Source organism: Streptomyces sp. NPDC002499, from assembly GCF_053595415.1.
The window spans coordinates 162,736-180,151 of sequence record NZ_JBSFXO010000009.1 but is presented as its reverse complement, the minus strand read 5'-3'; the positions used below and the strand labels follow the sequence as shown (position 1 = coordinate 180,151).

Genomic DNA, 17,416 nt, shown 5'->3' with positions numbered 1-17,416 from the left:
CCCGAGGAGAGCCAGAGATGCCCTTGAACCGCCGGAAGTTCCTGAAGAAGTCCGCCGTGACAGGTGCCGGGGTCGCGCTGGCCGGCGCGGCGGCGACACCGTCGGCCGAGGCAGCGGAGAGCGCGATGAAGAAGCCGTCGAAGGCGAAGCGGTACTCCCTCACCGTCCTGGGCACCACCGACCTGCACGGGCATGTCTTCAACTGGGACTACTTCAAGGACGCGGACTACACGGACGCGGCCGGCAACGCACAGGGCCTGGCCCGGATCTCGACGCTGGTGAATGCGATCCGCAAGGAGCGGGGCCGCGAGAACACGCTGCTGCTGGACGCGGGCGACACGATCCAGGGCACCCCGCTGACGTACTACTACGCGAAGGTCGACCCGATCACCGCCAAGGGCGGGCCGGTGCACCCGATGGCGCAGGCGATGAACGCGATCGGGTACGACGCGGTGGCGCTGGGCAACCACGAGTTCAACTACGGCATCGAGACGCTGCGCAAGTTCGAGGAGCAGTGCCGCTTCCCGCTCCTCGGGGCGAACGCGCTGGACGCGAAGACGCTGAAGCCCGCCTTCCCGCCGTACTTCATCAAGAAGTTCTGCGTGCGGGGCGCGCCGCCGGTGAAGGTGGCCGTGCTCGGTCTGACCAACCCGGGCATCGCGATCTGGGACAAGGCGTACGTGCAGGGCAAGTTGACGTTCCCGGGCCTTGAGGAGCAGGCCGCGAAGTGGGTGCCGAAGCTGCGGTCGATGGGCGCGGACGTCGTCATCGTGTCGGCGCACTCCGGTTCGTCCGGCACCTCGTCCTACGGTGACCAGCTGCCGTACGTGGAGAACTCGGCGGCGCTGGTCGCACAGCAGGTGCCCGGCATCGACGCGATCCTGGTGGGCCACGCGCACGTGGAGATCCCGGAGTTGAAGGTCACCAACGCCAAGACCGGGAAGACGGTGGTGCTTTCGGAGCCGCTGGCGTACGCGGAGCGGCTTTCGCAGTTCGACGTCGAGCTGGTCTTCGCCAAGGGGCGCTGGAGCGTCGAGTCGGTCGCCTCCAAGGTCCTCAACACCAACACGGTCGCCGACGACCCGAAGATCACCCGGCTGCTCTCGGACGAGCACGCGAAGGTCGTCCAGTACGTCAACCAGGTGGTCGGCACGGCCACGCAGACGCTGACGACGGTCGAGGCGCGCTACAAGGACGCCCCGATCATCGACCTGATCACCAAGGTCCAGGAGGACGTCGTCAAGGCGGCCCTGGTGGGCACCGCGTACGCCTCGCTGCCGGTGGTCGCGCAGGCCTCGCCGTTCTCGCGGACCTCGGAGATCCCGGCGGGCGAGGTGACCATCCGGGACCTGTCGGGTCTGTACGTGTACGACAACACGCTGGTCGCGAAGGTGCTGACGGGCGCGCAGGTGCGGGCGTACCTGGAGTACTCGGCGGAGTACTTCGTGCAGACGGCCGCGGACGCGGTGATCGACCCGGCGAAGCTGACCAACGCCAACAACCGGCCGGACTACAACTACGACTACGTGTCGGGCTTCACGTACGACATCGACATCGCGCAGGCGGCCGGTGCGCGGATCAAGAACCTGACGTACAACGGCGCGGCGCTGGACGACACCCAGCAGTTCGTGCTCGCGGTGAACAACTACCGTGCCAACGGCGGCGGCGCGTTCCCGCACGTGGCCTCGGCGACCGAGGTGTGGTCGGAGTCGACGGAGATCCGCACCCGGATCGCGGAGTGGGTGACCGCGAAGGGCGAGCTGGACCCGGCGGACTTCGCGTCGGTGGACTGGAAGCTCACACGGAACGGCACGCCGGTCTTCTGACGGTCGGTCAACTGCTGGGCGGTGCTTCGGACCTGGAGTGTCCGAAGCACCGCCGTCGGGTCAGCGCAGGGTGCGGGTGAACTGGTACGCGCTCTGCGAGGTGCCGCTGCACGTGTCGGAGAGCTGACCGTTGGTGGCGCAGGCCTTGTCGCGGCCGAGCGACCAGAAGGACAGCTCCTGGATGCCCTTGCTGGCCGCGAAGTTGGCGAGGGTCGTGGCGTTGGCCGTGGTGAACACCTCGGCCTGGGTGTCGTTGACCCCGATCATGGGGGTGTTGCCCTCCATGGCCCACAGCTGCGCGGAGGTCTTGGTCGTCCAGATCCGGCCCAGCTGGTCGTGCAGGGCGGTCGCCGCGTCGGTGGCCGCCTTGCCCATGTCCATGGCCGGCCCGTAGTCCATGGTCATGATGTTGACCAGGTTGACGGTCAGGGCGTTGCTCTTGGCGTTGTTGAGCAGGTTGATCGAGTTCTGCTCCAGGCCGGTCGGGTTGACCGGCAGGGTGTACTGGACGTCGAGCTTGCGCCCCGCCGCCGCGTACTCCGTCTGCAACTGCGCCAGGGCCTTGTTGCGCCGATCGTTGGCGGCCGTGTTGTTGAGGGTCGAGCCCTCGATGTCGAGGTCGACACGGGTGAGGTTGAGCGTGTCGATGACCTTCTTGTACTGGGCCTTGAGGGTCGAGACGGAGGTGCAGGCGAGACCCAGTTCCGTGCCGGAGGCGCCGCCGAAGGACGCGATGACGTCCCCGCCCGCCGCGCGCAGCGAGTTGATGGCGGAGGTCCAGGAGGCGTTGTTGATGGCCGTGTCGCCGTTGAACGTCGCGTTACAGCCGCTGCCGGCGATGACGAAGGCGAGGGTGAAGTACTTCTGCCCGGTGGCGTTGCGCGCGTTGGCCAGGGCGGAAGGCGAGTTCCAGGTCTCCGCGTAGGGCGCGGAGTACCGGGCGGGGAAGCCGGGGCCGGGGTTCGCCGCCGTCGTGGCGGCGGACGCCGAGGGGGCGAGCAGGCCGGCCACCGTCGCACCTGTGGCGGCGGCAACGGCCAGCGCGTATCGGCTGTTTCGACGCATGAGTCCTCCAAGATGCGGCGCACGCGGCGCCGGTGGGGGTAGAGGAAGTCACGCCCAGTTCACGAGTCTGAACAACCTCTGTTCATGTGAACGGACTGTGAGCCATTAAGGCCTAGACCAATACCCCCGTCAACCCATGCGCAGGAAAAGGACGGTTGACGTCGGCGCCGGTCCTCCCGAGGGCCGGCGGCCGTCCAGCGGCTCAGCGGCCTTCTAGAGGTCCAGCAGCGTGATGTCGACGGCGTCCGCGATGGCCTTCGCGCCCGCATCGTTGACGTGCACGCCGTCACCGGAGTCGAACTCCTCGCGGATACGGTCCTGTTGGGCCGGGTCGGCGACGGCGGCGGCCACGTCCACGACACCGTCGAAGGGATGGTCGTCGCCGAGCAGCCAGGCGTTGACCTCACGGCGTGCGACCTGGCCGTTCTCGCTGTCGTAGCCGGGATAGGTGGTGCCCGCGTACGGGCCCAACGTGCTGCCGACGACGGTGAGTCCGGCGGTGTGCAGCCGGGCGGCGAGCATGCGCAGGCCCGCGATCAGGTCGGCCGAGGTGGGCCGGGCGGCGGGTTCGGGGTAGGCGAGGGTGCCAGGCAGGCCCAGGTCGTTGAGGCCGATGTGGATCAGGACGTGGCTGACACCGGGCACGGCGAGGACGTCACGGTCGACGCGGGACAGCAGGTGGTCGCCGACCCCGTCGGTGAGCAGACGGTTGGCGGAGATGCCCTGGTTGACGATCCAGCCGCGGGTGAGCCGGCGTCCGAGCTGGGCGGGGAAGCTGTTGTCGGTGCCGGGGGTGATGGCCGCGCCCTCGATCCAGGAGTCGCCGAACGCGACGGCGATCCGGGTGCCCACGGGGGCCAGGACGTCCACGCCGGTCAGGTAGTGGCCGGTGGACAACTCCTCGGCGCCCTCCAGGACTTCGGCGGAGAGCCGGTCACCGGGGACGGCGTGGCCGATGTCGTACGGGATCGCAGAGTACGTGCTCGGACCTGTGTCACCGGGCAGGTAGAGGCTGACGGTGAGCTCCTCCCCCGCGCTGACGGGCAACTCGACCGGATCGCTGACGAGTTCCTCGCCGACCGGGATCGTGGTGTCCTCGGCGCCCGCGAAGCGCAGGGGTGTGTCGCTGGTGGGGTCGATCCGGCTGCCACGGGTGCGGACGGCGAGATGGGCGCCGCCGACGCGCAGGGGCTCCTTGCCGTAGCGGTTGCTGAACCGGACGCGCAGCGCCTCGCCGCCGCCGGCCAGGCGCAGGGACTGGCGGACGGTTTGGCCGGTGAAGCCGCGGATCTCGAAGAGGGCGAAGGCCTCGTACGGGTCGATGACGGCGGAGCGGTGCGCGGCGATCCAGGTCGAGGTCATGGCGGGCCCAACGCCCCCGCCGGACGGATTCTTCCCCTGTTGCCCTTTTGCGGTCTTTCGTCGGTGCCATGCGGCCTTTCGTCGGCGCCGCTTCGCGTGGGCGTCACCGCGCCGTCGGTGTCACGTCCCCTCGACGAGCGGGGTGAGGACCTGGGCCTGGCGGGCCTGCGGGATGTGCGGTTGGCGCTGGTCGAGACCGAAGGTGGTGAAGGCCGTACGGGTCGGCAGCGAGTAGGTCTCCTTCCCGGTCAGGGAGTTGAGGATCGTCGCACTGCGCCAGGCGGCGAGGCCGAGGTCGGGGGTGCCGACGCCGTGGGTGTGGCGCTCGGCGTTCTGGACGTACACCGAGCCGGTGACGGCGGGATCGGTCACCAGCCTGAACTGCTCGTCGACGCGCGGGCGTTCGCGGCTGTCGCGGCGCAGATAGGGGTCGATGCCGGCGAGGATCCGGTCCAGGGGGCGCTCCCGGTAGCCGGTGGCGAGGACCACGGCGTCGGTGGTGAGGCGGGAGCGGGTGTTCTGCTGGATGTGTTCCAGGTGGAGTTCGACCTTGGTGGCGCCGATCCGGCCCGCGGTGCGGACGCGGACGCCCGGAGTGAGCACGGCGTCGGGCCAACCGCCGTGCAGGGTACGGCGGTAGAGCTCCTCGTGGATGGCGGCGATGGTGTCGTTGTCGATGCCCCTGTGGAGCTGCCACTGGGTGGTGCCGAGCCGGTCGCGGACGCCCTCGGGCAGGGCCTGGAAGTAGCGGGTGTAGTCGGGGGTGAAGTGTTCCAGGCCGAGCTTGGAGTACTCCATGGGCGCGAAGGCCTCGGTGCGGCCGACCCAGTGCAGTCCCTCGCGGCCGGCCGGGCGGGCGCGCAGCAGGTCGAGGAAGACCTCGGCGCCGGACTGTCCCGAGCCGATGACGGTGACGTGTTCGGCGGCCAGCACCGTCTCGCGGTGGGCGAGATAGTCGGCGGCATGCACGACGGGCACGGCGGGCGCCTCGACGAGCGGCTTCAGCGGCTCGGGGACGTAGGGCTCGGTGCCCACGCCGAGCACGATGTTCTTCGCGTACGTCCGCCCGAGCGCCTCGGCCTCGCCGTCGGCGTCGAGCTGGGTGAAGTCGACCTCGAACACGTCGCGTTCGGGGTTCCAGCGGACGGCGTCGACCTGGTGGCCGAAGTGGAGTCCGGGCAGGTTCTCGGCGACCCAGCGGCAGTAGGCGTCGTACTCGGCGCGCTGGATGTGGAAGCGCTCGGAGAAGTAGAACGGGAAGAGCCGGTCGCGGCTCTTGAGGTGGTTGAGGAACGACCAGGGGCTGGCGGGGTCGGCGAGGCTCACCAGGTCTGCGAGGAACGGGACTTGGATCCGGGCCCCGTCGATGAGCAGCCCGGAGTGCCACCCGAAGGCGGGCCGCTGCTCGTAGAAGGCGATGTCGAGCTCGGTGAGCGGATGGGCGAGCGCGGCGAGGGAGAGGTTGAAGGGTCCGATGCCGATACCGACGAGGTCACGGGGCGCGTCGGGTTCGGGGTGCGGGGGGTTGGGGGTGGTGCTCATCGGGGGGTGTTTCCTTCCGCGGGTGTCTCTACGAGTTCTTCGACGACCTTGAGGAGCGCGGCCAGGTCGGCGGACCGGGTGACCGGGTTGAGGAAGGTCGCCTTGAGCCAGAGGCGGTCGGCCGTGCGGGCGCGGCCGAGGACCGCGCGGCCGTCGGTGAGGAGGCGCCTGCGTACGGCGGCCACGGCGTCGTCGGTGGCCCCGGCCGGCCGGAACAGGACCGTGCTGATGGTGGGCCGGTCGTGGAGCTGGAAGCCGGGGTGGTCGCGGACGAGGGCGGCGAACTCGCGCGCGCGGTCGCACACTTGGTCGACGAGCGCGCCGAGGCCGCTGCGGCCGAGGGTCTTGAGGGTGACGGCGATCTTGAGGATGTCGGGGCGGCGGGTGGTCCGCAGGGAACGTCCGAGGAGGTCGGGCAGGCCCGCCTCGGTGTCGTCGTCGGCGTTGAGGTAGTCGGCACGCTGGTTCAGGGCGGCGAGGTCGCGGGGGTGGCGTACCGCGAGGAGCCCCGCGGCGACCGGCTGCCAGCCGAGTTTGTGCAGGTCGAGGGTGATGGTGTGGGCGCGCTCCAGACCGGCGAGCTTGTCACGGTGGCGGTCGCTGAAGAGCAGGCCGCCACCGTAGGCGGCGTCGATGTGCAGGCGGGCGCGGTGGGCCGAGCAGAGGCCGGAGATCTCGGGCAGCGGGTCGATGAGCCCGGCGTCGGTGGTGCCGGCGGTGGCGGCGACCAGGCAGGGGCCCGGCAGGGCGGTGAGGGCCGCGTCGAGGGCGGCGGGGTCGAGGGTGCCGGCGGGGGTGGGCACGATCACCGGTTCGGGCAGCCCGAGCAGCCAGGCGGCGCGGGCCAGCGAGTGATGGGCGTTGGCACCGCACACCAGCCGGACGTCGGCGCCCTGGGTCTCGCGGGCGAGCAGCAGGGCGAGTTGGTTGGACTCGGTGCCGCCGGTCGTGACGAGGGCGTCGGCGGCGCCGGCCTCCAGGGCCAGCTCCCGGGCGACCTGGGCCTCCAACTCGGCGGCGGCCGGGGCCTGGTCCCAGGAGTCGAGGGACGGGTTGAGGATGCTCGCGGCCAGGTCGGCGGCGGTGGCGACGGCCAGCGGCGGGCAGTGCAGATGCCCCGCGCACAGCGGGTCGGCCGGGTCGGCGGCCCCTTCGGCGAGCAACCGCACGAGCGCGTGCAGGGCGTCCGGATCGCCGTCGTCCGGCAGTACGTCCCCCACCACCTCCCGCACCCGCGCGGCGACCGCGTCCGGGCCGCCCGAGGGCAGCGGCCCGCCCCTCGCGCGCGTGCCCTCCCGCAGCGCGTCGAGCACGGTGTCCAGCAGGGGCCGCAGGGCGCGCGGGCCTTCGGGACCTGAGGCGAGAGGCGGCGTGCTCATGAGGTGACCTCCGGGGCGCCGGACAGAGGGAGTTCCAGCTTGTACGCGGATGCGATGGCGCGCCCGAAAAGTTCAACGATTCAAACCCGAAAGAAGGTACTTCCGTACGGGGAAAACGTGTCGGGGTGGGCCGATTCCTGCTCCGGCCCACCCCACTGCCCATTTCTCGTGTACCGGCGGCTAGACCTCCCGCACCCGCAACGCCCGTGCCAGGTCGTCGAGTTCGTCGACCAGCCGGCGGCGCAGGGCCGGGGTCAGGTCGGCGTCGCGCAGGCACTCCTCGCCCAGCCGGAGGTTCTCCGTGTCGACGGCGTACCCGGGGAAGGCCCAGCGGCCGACGGCGACGGCGATCGCGGGGCCCCGGCGGGCGGCGACGGCGACGGCGTCCTCGTAGTAGCGCGGGACGTACTCCCGTACGAGGTCCGCCTGTTCGGGCTGCCAGAAGCCCTGGGCGGTGGCCGTGAAGAGGTAGTTGGAGAGGTCGTCGCCCGCGAACATCGCGTCCCAGGCGCGGCGCTTGGCCTCGGGGTCGGGCAGGGCCGCGCGGCAGCGGGCGGCGCCCTCCTGGCCGGTGGCGGAGGGGTCCCGGTCGAGTTCGGCGGCGATGGCGGCCTCGTCGGTGGCACCGAGGACGGCGAGCCGGCCCAGGACCCGCCAGCGCAGCTCGGGGTCCAGGTCCGGGCCGCCGGGCACCGTGCCCTCGGCCAACCAGGCGGCGATGGTCTCGGGTTGGGCCGCTACGTCGATGAAGTGGCGGACCGCGATCAGCCGCAGGCCGGCGTTGTCGCCGTCCTCGGTGCGGCGGATCAGGTCGCGGCACAGGTCGGTGAGGGTGGCGAGGGCGACCGGGCGGGCCTCCGCGGTGATGTAGCGGTCGGTGACCTGGGCGGAGGCGAAGGCGAGGACGCCCTGCACGAGGGCGAGGTCGGTCTCGCGCGGAAGGTGGGCGCGGGCGGCGTCCAGGTAGGCGGTGGCGGGGAGTTGGCCGTCCCGGACCGCGTCCCGCAGGGCGTTCCACACGACCGCGCGGGTGAGCGGGTCGGGCAGTCCGGACAGGCCCGAGCGGACGGCCTGGAAGGACTCGGGGTCGAAGCGGACCTTGGCGTAGGTCAGGTCGCTGTCGTTGAGCAGGAGCAGCGCGGGCCGCTTGCCCAGGGGCAGCGGGGCGGACTGCGGGATGTCGAGGTCGAGGCGCTCGCGCAGCACGAGCCGACGGGCCTCGTCGGCGGGGTCCTGGTCGTAGAGGCCGACGGCGATGCGGTGCGGGCGGCTGCCGGCGTGCTCGACGGTGAGGGCGCAGGTGCCGTCGTCGCCGGGGGCCACGACCGGGGTGAGGGTGTCGACGCCGGTGGTGCGCAGCCAGGCGTCGGCCCAGGCGTGCACGTCACGTTCGGTCGCGGAGGCGAGGGAGTCGATGAAGTCGGCGAGGGTGGCGTTGCCGAACCGGTGGCGGGCGAAGTGGGTGTTGATGCCGGCCAGGAAGTCCTTCTCGCCGAGCCAGGCGACGAGTTGGCGCAGTGCGGAGGCGCCCTTGGCGTAGGAGATGCCGTCGAAGTTGAGGAGGGCGGCGGCCGTGTCGTCGACTGCCTCGGGGGCGACGGGGTGGGTGGACGGGCGCTGGTCGGCGTCGTAGCCCCAGGACTTGCGGGCGACCCCGAAGTCGGTCCAGGTGTCGGAGAAACGGGTCGCCTCGGTGAGGGTCTGGTAGCCCATGTACTCGGCGAAGGACTCGTTCAGCCAGATGTCGTCCCACCAGCGCAGCGTGACGAGGTCGCCGAACCACATGTGGGCCATCTCGTGCGCGATGACCATGGCGCGGGTCTGCCGCTCGGTGTCGGTGACCGCGGAGCGGTAGACGAACTCGTCCCGGAAGGTGACCAGTCCGGGGTTCTCCATGGCGCCGGCGTTGAACTCGGGGACGAACGCCTGGTCGTAGGAGTCGAAGGGGTAGGGCTCCTCGAACTTCTCGTGGTAGCGGTCGTAGCACTGCCGGGTGATCTCGAACAGTTCGTCGGCGTCCACGTCGAGGTAGGGCGCGAGCGAGCGGCGGCAGTGGATGCCGAAGGGCAGGCCGCGGTGTTCGGTGCGCACGGAGTGCCAGGGGCCGGCCGCGACGGCGACGAGGTAGGTGGAGATCGGCGGGGTGGGGGCGGCCTGCCAGCGGCCCTCGCCGAGGTCCTCGGCGATGCCGTTGGCCAGCACGGTCCAGCCCTCGGGGGCCTGGACGGTCAGCTCGAAGACGGCCTTGAGGTCGGGCTGGTCGAAGGCGGCGAAGACGCGCTGGACGTCCTCCATGAACAGCTGGGTGTAGAGGTAGGTCTCGCCGTCGGTGGGGTCGGTGAAGCGGTGCATGCCCTCGCCGGTGCGCGAGTAGCTCATGACGGCGTCGATGATCAGCTCGTGCTCGCCCTCGGTGAGGCCGCTCAGCGGGAGCCGGTTCTCCTCCAGTGTCCCCGGGTCGAGGGGCTGTCCGTCGAGGACGACCGTGCGTAGTTCGGCCGGCTTGAGCTCGACGAAGGTGTCCGCGTCCGCGCGGGCCGTGAAGCGGATGACGGTCCGGGAGTCGAAGTGCTCGTCGCCGACGGTCAGATCGAGGTCGATCGTGTACCGCTGGACGTCGAGGAGCCTGGCACGGGTCTGCGCTTCGTCGCGCGTGAGTACGGACATGCAGGACATGCTGCCTGATGGCACCGACAAGGCACAGAGGAGGGCCGGTACGCGCCCTACGTCCGGTACGCCGATCCGCGCCCCGCTAGGTCCGTTCCTGTGCCGTCGGCTGCTGCTCGCCGTCGCGCTGCGGCGGGACGTGCGGGTCGGGGTGGGGGCGCGCGGGGCGCGTGGTGGCGCGGTCGGGATCGTGGTCCTTGACCAGGGCGCGCAGTTCGCGGACCTCGCTCTCCAGGGCGAGGTGGCGCTGGTGGGTGTCGTACAGGTAGCGGACCTTGGTGCGCAGGGACCAGGGGTCGACGGGCTTCATGACGAGGTCGGCGACGCCCAGGGCGAAGGCGGTGGCGGTCAGTTCGTGGTCGGCGCCGAAGCCGGTGAGCAGGATGACCGGAATGTGCTGGGTCTGTTCCAGGCGGCGCAGGTAGCGCACCACGTCCAGGCCGCTGACGCCGGGCATGCGGACGTCGAGCAGCAGGAGGCCGACCTGTCCGCGCAGGACCTGCTTGAGCGCCTCGTCGCCGCTGGTGGCGCGGCCGAGCCGGTAGCCCAGCGGCGCCAGGGCGCTCTCCAGCGCGTACAGCGTGTCCTCGTGGTCGTCGACGATGAGGATCTTTGCGTCCGACGGCATGGCCCGGTGTCCCTCCCGCGTGGTCCACCAGTTTAGGTGCGGGTCGCTGACGGGGTGTGTCCGTCGGCTGACAAGGAGTGCACAGCAGCATGCACCGCCCGGGCCCGTCTGTCACGACCCCCCAGGCATCCTCCGGACATCGTCCGAGGTCAGTTCCCCGCGCGCGGGGAGCCGTTAACGACGTCCTCGGCGATGCGCTCGTGGTGGCGGATCACCTCGCCGATGATGAAATTGAGGAACTTCTCAGCGAACGCCGGGTCCAGCTTGGCGCTTTCGGCCAGCGTGCGAAGGCGCTCGATCTGGCGGGCCTCGCGGGCCGGGTCGGCGGGCGGCAGCTGGTGCGCGGCCTTGAGGACGCCGACCTGCTGGGTGCACTTGAAGCGCTCGGCGAGCATGTGGACGACGGCCGCGTCGATGTTGTCGATGCTGTCGCGCAGCCGGGCGAGCTCCTCGCGGACGGCGGGGTCGACGTCACCGGTACCGGTGTTGCTGGTGGTCATGGGCGTCCACCCTACGTGACCTGGGTTCACCGGTTCCGCCCGATCACCGGTGGATCGGCGGGGTCCGGCACCTGGTTGCTCCAGCCGCCGGGGACGGCCCGGAACTGCTGGGCGCGGAAGCGGACCGGAGCCATGCCTACGCGGCGGGTGAACAGGCGGGAGAAGTAGGCGGGATCGTCGTAGCCGACGCGGCGGGCGACGGCCGCGACGGGCAGTCCGGTGGTGGCGAGCAGCTCCTTGGCACGGGCCAGGCGGATGCCGAGCAGATAGTCCTTGGGGCTGCACCCCGCGCCGCGGCGGACGGCGGTGCGCAGTTCGGCCGGGGTCATGCCGTGCTTGGCCGCGTGGTCGGCGACCGACAGCGGCAGACACGCGTCACGGGCGAGGGCCTTGAGGACGGCCTCGCCGGAGGGGGCGAGGTCGGCGCGGGCCCGGCGCAGGGCGACCAGGAGTTCGTGGACGGCGGCGCCGGTCTCCACCTCCAGGAGGGGGTTGTCGCGGCGGGCGGCGCGCGCCATGCGGCCGATGACGGCACGCGCGCCCGTGGCGTCCGAGAGGGGCACCACGGGCCGGTCCGGTTCGATGTAGCCGAGTTCGGTGTACGTGGCGGTCGCGGGCCCGGCGAAGTCGACGAAGCCCTCGTCCCAGCCGGTCCCGTCGTCGGGCGCGTAGTGGTGCGGGACGCCCGGGGTGAGCCACAGCAGGGCGGGCGCGGTGACGGTCGTACGGCGGCCGTCGGGGCTCAGGTACCAGCCGGTGCCCGCGTTGACGACGACGGCCACGTGGTGGTCGAGGGTGCGGGGGCCGACGGTGGGCAGGGCGCCGTACTGGAGGCCGACCCCGAGGCAGACCAGGCCGAGCCGGTGATGGGCCGGTCCGGGCGTGAAGAACCGCATCCAGGTGTGGTACATCGCGGCGGCCCTCTCCGGTCCGAGCAGTCCAAGTAGCGGCGATCTTTGTCCATGGACGGTGATCGCCGCCAGGGGTGAGGCTGGACGCATGAGCGAGTTCACGGTGGGGGACACGGATTTCCTGCTGGACGGGCGGCCGGTGCGGCTGCTGTCCGGCGCGCTGCACTACTTCCGGGTGCACGAGGCGCAGTGGGGCCACCGGCTGGCGATGCTGCGGGCGATGGGCCTGAACTGCGTGGAGACGTACGTGCCGTGGAACCTGCACGAGCCAAGTCCCGGTCGCCACAAGGACGTAGAGGCCCTCGGCCGCTTCCTGGACGCGGCCCGGGAGGCGGGGCTGTGGGCGATCGTGCGCCCGGGGCCCTACATCTGCGCCGAGTGGGAGAACGGCGGCCTTCCGCACTGGGTGACGGGCGAGCTGGGGGCACGCGCACGCACGCGTGACGAGCGGTTCCTGGCGCATGTGGAGCGCTGGTTCGAGGCGCTGCTGCCCGGGATCGCCGACCGGCAGATCGACCGGGGCGGCCCGGTGATCATGGTGCAGGTCGAGAACGAGTACGGGAGCTACGGCTCCGACGCGGCCTATCTGGAACGGCTGGCCGAGCTGGTGCGGGCGAGCGGCATCACGGTCCCGCTGTTCACCTCGGACGGCCCGGAGGACCACATGCTCACCGGCGGCTCGCTCCCCGGTGTCCTCGCCACGGTCAATTTCGGCTCCCACGCGCGCGAGGCGTTCGAGACGCTGCGCGAGCACCGCCCCGAAGGGCCGTTGATGTGCATGGAGTTCTGGTGCGGCTGGTTCGACCACTGGGGCGGCGAGCACGTCGTACGGGACGCCGGCGACGCGGCGGAGGCCCTGCGCGAGATCCTGGAGTGCGGCGCCTCGGTCAACCTCTACATGGCGCACGGCGGCACCAGCTTCGGCGGCTGGGCGGGCGCCAACCGCGGCGGCGGCGCCCTGCACGAGGGCCCGCTGGAGCCCGACGTGACGTCCTACGACTACGACGCGCCGATCGACGAGTACGGCAGGCCCACGGAGAAGTTCCGGCGCTTCAGGGAGGTGCTCGCCGAGTACGCCGACGGGCCGCTGCCCGAGCCCCCGCCGGCGCCTCCGGGGCTGGCCGCGGACACGGACGCGCGGCTGACCGGCTGGGCGCCCCTGGACGTCGTACTGGACACGCTCGGCGGCCCCGAGGTCGCGGCTCCCGTCCCGCCGACCTTCGAGGAGCTGGACGTGGACCGGGGGCTCGTGCGGTACGCGGTGACCGTGCCGGGGCCGCGGCAGCCGTACCCGCTCACCGCGCGCGGGCTGCGCGATCTGGCGGTGGTGTACGTCGACGGGGAGCGGGCCGGGGTGCTCGCCGAGGGCGACGAGCGGCTGAAGGAGCCCGTCGCGGGGCACGCGCGCGTGGAGCTGTGGGTGGAGTCCCTGGGGCGGGTCAACTACGGGCCGCGCTCCGGGGAGCCCAAGGGCATCACCGGGGGGCTGCTGCACGAGCGGCAGTTCCTGCACGACGTACGCGCGCGTGGGCTGCGCCTGGACGCCCTTGAGGACGTCGGGGCGGTGCCCTTCGGGGAGCTGCCGGGGGACGGTGCCCCGGGGTTGTACCGGGGCACCGTCGAGGTGCGGGGCGCCGGGGACGCCCGGCTCGAACTGCCGGGCTGGACCCGGGGGTTCGCGTGGATCAACGGATTCTGCCTGGGCCGCTACTGGTCCGTCGGCCCCCAGCGTTCGCTGTACGTGCCCGGGCCCGTGCTGCGGGAGGGCGTCAACGAGGTGTGGGTGCTGGAGACGGAGGAGGCGGCGCCGGAGGGGGTGCGGCTGCGGCCCGTCCAGGAGGCGGCGGCTCGCGGAGTCGCCCCCTAGAAGCCCCTAAAGGCCCCTCAAGGCCCCTCAAGGCCCCTAGAGGGCGTTCGCCGCCTTCGCTATGTCGGCCGCGAAGGTGCTGACCTGCGTGTACACGCCGGCGACTCCGGGGCGGGCGCAGCCGTCGCCCCAGCTGACGATGCCGACCTGGATCCACTTGTCGGCCGCGTCCCTGCGGAACATGGGTCCGCCGGAGTCGCCCTGGCAGGTGTCGACGCCGCCCTGGGGGTAACCGGCGCACAGCTCCTGCTTGGGCACCAGTTCGTTCCCGTAGTACCACTTGCACTGCGAGTCGGGGACGTAGGGGACGTTCGCCTTGAGGAGCTTGGTCGAGCCGGTGTTGGCGTTCTCCTTGGTGTCACCCCAGCCCGCGATGGTGAAGACACCGCGGTTGTACCGCGTGTCGGTGGCGATCTTCAGGGTGGGCAGGTCGATCGGGTGGGCCAGCTTGATCAGCGCCCAGTCCCGGCCGACGCCGTTGTAGCCGGTGGCCTGCTTGACCTTGGTCGACTTGACCTTGATCGCGGCGGCGGAGGTGAGGTCGGCGACCCCGGCGGTGGCGGTGATGCCGGTGTTGGTCCCGGAACCCGCCACGCAGTGGGCGGCCGTCAGCACGACGTCCTTCTTGTAGAGCGCTCCGCCGCAGCCCATGGAGAGGTGGACCATGAACGGGAACTCGCTCGACCCGGCGGGCGTTCCTCCGACGACGGGCGAGGGCGCGGCCTGCGCACTCACGGGCTGGAGGCCGGCCGCGGCGAGGGCGACGACACCGACGGCCGCGGCTCTGAGCCTCAGGGCCGAGCGGGTTCTCCTGGGCGGGGTGGAGGTCAACGTGGATCCTTTCGTGGCAAGTTGGGCGGCCCGCATTATGAAGATCGAACAGGCCCTTTGACAAGGGGGATCGACAAAGGGGGCCGTCCGGCCGGGCCGCGGAAGCCGCCCACGGGGATTCGGCTCGCCTCCCCGTAGAGTGGAATCGGGTTCAGGGCGTCTGAAGGGGGTCGGACGTGGCGAACGACGGTCCGGTCGAGCACGGCTACCCGCACCTGGAGACGGTGCGCGCCGCCGTCACCGCGCTCTACAAGCGCCTGTCGTACGACACCGTCCAGACCTTCTCGACCAGCGTGCTCCCCGCCGACGTGGCCTTCGCCGACACCGACGACCTGCATCTGGGCGCCCAGCGCGTGGCCCGCGAACTGGTCCGGCACTACCGCCTGCCCGACGCCCGGATGATCGTCGGCTTCCGCGAGATGACCCATGCCGCGAACGTCGAACTCGCCGCAGGACCCGAGTACTTCATCGAGCTGAACGACCGGTTCCGCACCCACCGCCGGGACATCGGCGCGGCCCTCGCCCACGAGGTCATGCACGTCTACCTGCACCGCCTCGACCTCTCCTTCCCCGGCACCCGGGACAACGAGATCCTCACGGACACGGCGACGACGTATCTCGGCGCCGGCTGGCTGCTGCTCGACGCCTACCGGGAGGACGCGGCCTCCTCGCAGAAGCTGGGCTACCTCACCCCGGAGGAGTTCGGCTACGTCCTCGCGAAGCGGGCCCTGGTCTTCGGCGAGGACCCGTCGATCTGGTTCACCAGCCCCCAGGCCTACGAGGCCTACACCCGCGGCATGACCAAGGCCCGCAACGACGAACAGCAGCCCCCGCTGACGGCGGCGGGGTGGGCGGGGCGGCGCCGGTACGCACGCGACCGACGGCATGCCCAGGCCCACCACACCGGCCCGGCGTCGGGCTCCGCGCCCGGCTCCGCGGGTTCGGCGGTCTCGTACTCCTTCACACCGGACGGCACGTCCGACGGCCACGGGCCGCTCCGGGTGTCGTTCCCGTGCCCGACCTGCCATCAGCGGATCAGGGTGCCGGTGAAGGGGCGGGTCAGGGCGCGCTGCGGGCTGTGCCGGACGGTGCTGGAGTGCGACACCTAGGCAGGACTCCGCGGCCGGCCCTCCTCAGCGGCCCCCTACGCTCCGTACACGGCCCCCGGCACCCCCGCCTCCGCCAGCAGCTTCAGCGCCGTCTCCCCCGCCTCCGCCGGGCTCCATCGCGCCCCCTTGTCCGCGCTCGGCCCCGGCCGCCAGCCCTCCATGACCGTGATCCGGCCGCCCTCCGTCTCGAAGACCCGCCCGGTCACCCCGGCACTCGCGGCCGAGCCGAGCCAGACCACGAGCGGGGAGACGTTCTCGGGGGCCATCGCGTCGAAACCGGCGTCGGGGGCGGCCATGGTCTCGGCGAAGGTGCGTTCCGTCATGCGGGTGCGCGCCGCGGGGGCGATGGCGTTGACCTGGACGCCGTAGCGGGCGAGTTCGGCGGCGGCGACCAGGGTCAGCCCGACGATGCCGGCCTTGGCGGCGCTGTAGTTCCCCTGCCCGACCGACCCCAACAGCCCTGCCCCGCTACTGGTGTTGACGATCCGCGCGGTCGGCGCCCGGCCCGCCTTGGCCTCGGCCCGCCAGTGCGCGCCGGCGTGCTTGAGCGGAAGGAAGTGGCCCTTGAGATGGACGCGTACGACGTCGTCCCAGTCGTCCTCGTCGAGGTTGACGAGCATCCGGTCGCGCAGGAAGCCCGCGTTGTTGACGAGGGTGTCGAGCCGGCCGTACGCCTCCAGGGCGGCGGCGATCAGGGAGGACGCGCCTTCCGTGGTGGCGATGTCACCGCCGTGGGCGATCGCCTCGCCGCCGGCCGCGCGGATCTCGGCCACGACCTGCGCGGCCGGACTGTCCGCGCCCGGTGACCCGTCCAGACCGACTCCCAGGTCATTCACGACGATCCGTGCCCCCTCTGCCGCGAAGGCGAGCGCGTGGGCCCGGCCGAGCCCGCGCCCGGCACCGGTGACGACGACGACCCGGCCGTGACAGATTCCGCTCATCTCACGCCTCCTTCTGGGGAGTTGACGCCTGCTTCATCGGGACCGAGGTCTCTTTGTTGGCGGTGGCCGCGTCCAGAAAAGCCGGCGCCTCCCCGCCCCCGTGCACCAGCAGACTCGCCCCGCTGATGTACGCGGCCGCGTCCGAGGCGAGGAAGACGGCCGCCGCGCCGATGTCGGAGGGCACGGCGAGCCGGCCGAGCGGCACCGTGCGGGAGACCGCCTCGATGCCGTCCTCGCCGCCGTAGTGCAGATGGGACAGCTCGGTGCGGACCATGCCGACGACGAGGGTGTTGACGCGCACCTCCGGCGCCCACTCCACGGCCATCGAGCGGGCGAGGCTCTCCAGACCGGCCTTGGCCGCGCCGTACGCCGCCGAGCCGTGCGAGGGCCGGCCGCCGCTGACGCTGCCGATCATCACGACGGCACCTCGCGTCCGCCGCAGCTGCTCGTACGCGGCGAGCGAAGCGCCCAGCGCGGTGGTGAGGTTGAGCTCGATCACGCGCGCGTGCCACTCCAGCGGGGCCTGGTCGAGCGGCCGGTAGGGCGCACCGCCCGCGTTGTTGACGAGCGCGTCGAGCCGGGGCAGGCCGGTGAAGAACTCCCGTACGGCGTCCGGGTCCCGCAGGTCGAGGGAGACGAACTCCGTTCCCTTGAGCGGCTGTTCGGGCGGTCTGCGCGCACAGACCACCACCTCGGCGCCGGCCTCGACGAAGGCCCGCGCGATCCCGGCCCCGACACCTCGGGTGCCGCCCGTGACGACGGCGACCTTCCCGTTCAGATCCATCGCC

The 17,416-nt window shown here is 71.7% G+C and carries 14 protein-coding genes; 3 read left to right on the top strand and 11 right to left on the bottom strand.

What is annotated here, in order from left to right:
• The first annotated feature begins 17 nt into the window (after nucleotides 1–17).
• Nucleotides 18–1,826: a bifunctional metallophosphatase/5'-nucleotidase gene (locus tag ACWD5F_RS26085; protein WP_451257816.1), complete on the top strand. Its 1,809-nt coding sequence runs from the start codon at nucleotides 18–20 to the stop codon at nucleotides 1,824–1,826.
• 60 nt (nucleotides 1,827–1,886) lie between these two features.
• Here the strand turns inward: ACWD5F_RS26085 and ACWD5F_RS26080 are convergent, their stop codons facing one another.
• The 8 genes from ACWD5F_RS26080 to ACWD5F_RS26045 form a co-directional block, all read right to left on the bottom strand.
• Nucleotides 1,887–2,891, bottom strand: coding sequence for a chitinase (locus ACWD5F_RS26080; RefSeq protein ID WP_451257814.1), 1,005 nt, complete (start codon nucleotides 2,889–2,891; stop codon nucleotides 1,887–1,889).
• Between the two features lie 213 nt (nucleotides 2,892–3,104).
• Nucleotides 3,105–4,253, bottom strand: a complete 1,149-nt coding sequence (locus ACWD5F_RS26075) for a GDSL-type esterase/lipase family protein (protein WP_451257812.1) — start codon at nucleotides 4,251–4,253, stop codon at nucleotides 3,105–3,107.
• Between the two features lie 120 nt (nucleotides 4,254–4,373).
• Nucleotides 4,374–5,795 (bottom strand): lysine N(6)-hydroxylase/L-ornithine N(5)-oxygenase family protein, encoded by a 1,422-nt coding sequence (locus ACWD5F_RS26070; RefSeq protein ID WP_451257809.1) that lies wholly within the window; start codon nucleotides 5,793–5,795, stop codon nucleotides 4,374–4,376.
• Entirely contained in the window at nucleotides 5,792–7,174 is a 1,383-nt protein-coding gene (locus ACWD5F_RS26065; RefSeq protein ID WP_451257807.1) for a pyridoxal phosphate-dependent decarboxylase family protein, read from the bottom strand. Before ACWD5F_RS26065 ends, ACWD5F_RS26070 begins: the two co-directional genes overlap by 4 nt.
• Before the next feature lie 180 nt (nucleotides 7,175–7,354).
• Nucleotides 7,355–9,841 carry an aminopeptidase N gene (gene pepN / locus ACWD5F_RS26060; protein ID WP_451257805.1) on the bottom strand — a complete coding sequence of 829 codons (2,487 nt, stop codon included), beginning with the start codon at nucleotides 9,839–9,841 and terminating at the stop codon, nucleotides 7,355–7,357.
• 85 nt (nucleotides 9,842–9,926) lie between these two features.
• Nucleotides 9,927–10,469 carry a response regulator gene (locus ACWD5F_RS26055; protein ID WP_451257803.1) on the bottom strand — a complete coding sequence of 181 codons (543 nt, stop codon included), beginning with the start codon at nucleotides 10,467–10,469 and terminating at the stop codon, nucleotides 9,927–9,929.
• A gap of 149 nt (nucleotides 10,470–10,618) precedes the next feature.
• Nucleotides 10,619–10,969: a chorismate mutase gene (locus ACWD5F_RS26050; protein WP_401727290.1), complete on the bottom strand. Its 351-nt coding sequence runs from the start codon at nucleotides 10,967–10,969 to the stop codon at nucleotides 10,619–10,621.
• Between the two features lie 26 nt (nucleotides 10,970–10,995).
• Nucleotides 10,996–11,880: a helix-turn-helix domain-containing protein gene (locus ACWD5F_RS26045; protein WP_451257801.1), complete on the bottom strand. Its 885-nt coding sequence runs from the start codon at nucleotides 11,878–11,880 to the stop codon at nucleotides 10,996–10,998.
• 88 nt (nucleotides 11,881–11,968) lie between these two features.
• On the opposite strand from ACWD5F_RS26045, the gene ACWD5F_RS26040 reads away from it, so the two are divergent.
• On the top strand, nucleotides 11,969–13,747 hold the full coding sequence (locus ACWD5F_RS26040; protein WP_451257799.1) for a glycoside hydrolase family 35 protein: 1,779 nt from the start codon (nucleotides 11,969–11,971) through the stop codon (nucleotides 13,745–13,747).
• Between the two features lie 36 nt (nucleotides 13,748–13,783).
• Here the strand turns inward: ACWD5F_RS26040 and ACWD5F_RS26035 are convergent, their stop codons facing one another.
• A complete protein-coding gene (locus tag ACWD5F_RS26035) occupies nucleotides 13,784–14,578 on the bottom strand; it encodes a S1 family peptidase (RefSeq protein WP_451257796.1) in 795 nt (264 codons plus the stop codon).
• Nucleotides 14,579–14,754: 176 nt separating this feature from the next.
• Between ACWD5F_RS26035 and ACWD5F_RS26030 the strand changes: the two genes are divergently transcribed.
• Nucleotides 14,755–15,687 (top strand): hypothetical protein, encoded by a 933-nt coding sequence (locus ACWD5F_RS26030; protein ID WP_451257794.1) that lies wholly within the window; start codon nucleotides 14,755–14,757, stop codon nucleotides 15,685–15,687.
• A gap of 35 nt (nucleotides 15,688–15,722) precedes the next feature.
• Here the strand turns inward: ACWD5F_RS26030 and ACWD5F_RS26025 are convergent, their stop codons facing one another.
• The gene (locus ACWD5F_RS26025) at nucleotides 15,723–16,628 is read right to left on the bottom strand and encodes an SDR family oxidoreductase (RefSeq protein ID WP_451257792.1); all 906 of its coding nucleotides are present in this window, start codon (nucleotides 16,626–16,628) and stop codon (nucleotides 15,723–15,725) included.
• A gap of 1 nt (nucleotide 16,629) precedes the next feature.
• A complete protein-coding gene (locus tag ACWD5F_RS26020; RefSeq protein WP_451257790.1) occupies nucleotides 16,630–17,412 on the bottom strand; it encodes an SDR family oxidoreductase in 783 nt (260 codons plus the stop codon).
• Nucleotides 17,413–17,416: the final 4 nt, after the last annotated feature.

Coding starts and splice junctions, on each gene's coding strand:
- ACWD5F_RS26025 (WP_451257792.1), bottom strand. CDS start 16,628: ATGAGCGGAATCTGTCACGGCCGGGTCGTCGTCGTCACCGGTGCCGGG.
- ACWD5F_RS26040 (WP_451257799.1), top strand. CDS start 11,969: ATGAGCGAGTTCACGGTGGGGGACACGGATTTCCTGCTGGACGGGCGG.
- ACWD5F_RS26075 (WP_451257812.1), bottom strand. CDS start 4,253: ATGACCTCGACCTGGATCGCCGCGCACCGCTCCGCCGTCATCGACCCG.
- ACWD5F_RS26055 (WP_451257803.1), bottom strand. CDS start 10,469: ATGCCGTCGGACGCAAAGATCCTCATCGTCGACGACCACGAGGACACG.
- pepN (WP_451257805.1), bottom strand. CDS start 9,841: ATGTCCGTACTCACGCGCGACGAAGCGCAGACCCGTGCCAGGCTCCTC.
- ACWD5F_RS26070 (WP_451257809.1), bottom strand. CDS start 5,795: ATGAGCACCACCCCCAACCCCCCGCACCCCGAACCCGACGCGCCCCGT.
- ACWD5F_RS26050 (WP_401727290.1), bottom strand. CDS start 10,969: ATGACCACCAGCAACACCGGTACCGGTGACGTCGACCCCGCCGTCCGC.
- ACWD5F_RS26065 (WP_451257807.1), bottom strand. CDS start 7,174: ATGAGCACGCCGCCTCTCGCCTCAGGTCCCGAAGGCCCGCGCGCCCTG.
- ACWD5F_RS26045 (WP_451257801.1), bottom strand. CDS start 11,880: ATGTACCACACCTGGATGCGGTTCTTCACGCCCGGACCGGCCCATCAC.
- ACWD5F_RS26085 (WP_451257816.1), top strand. CDS start 18: ATGCCCTTGAACCGCCGGAAGTTCCTGAAGAAGTCCGCCGTGACAGGT.
- ACWD5F_RS26020 (WP_451257790.1), bottom strand. CDS start 17,412: ATGGATCTGAACGGGAAGGTCGCCGTCGTCACGGGCGGCACCCGAGGT.
- ACWD5F_RS26080 (WP_451257814.1), bottom strand. CDS start 2,891: ATGCGTCGAAACAGCCGATACGCGCTGGCCGTTGCCGCCGCCACAGGT.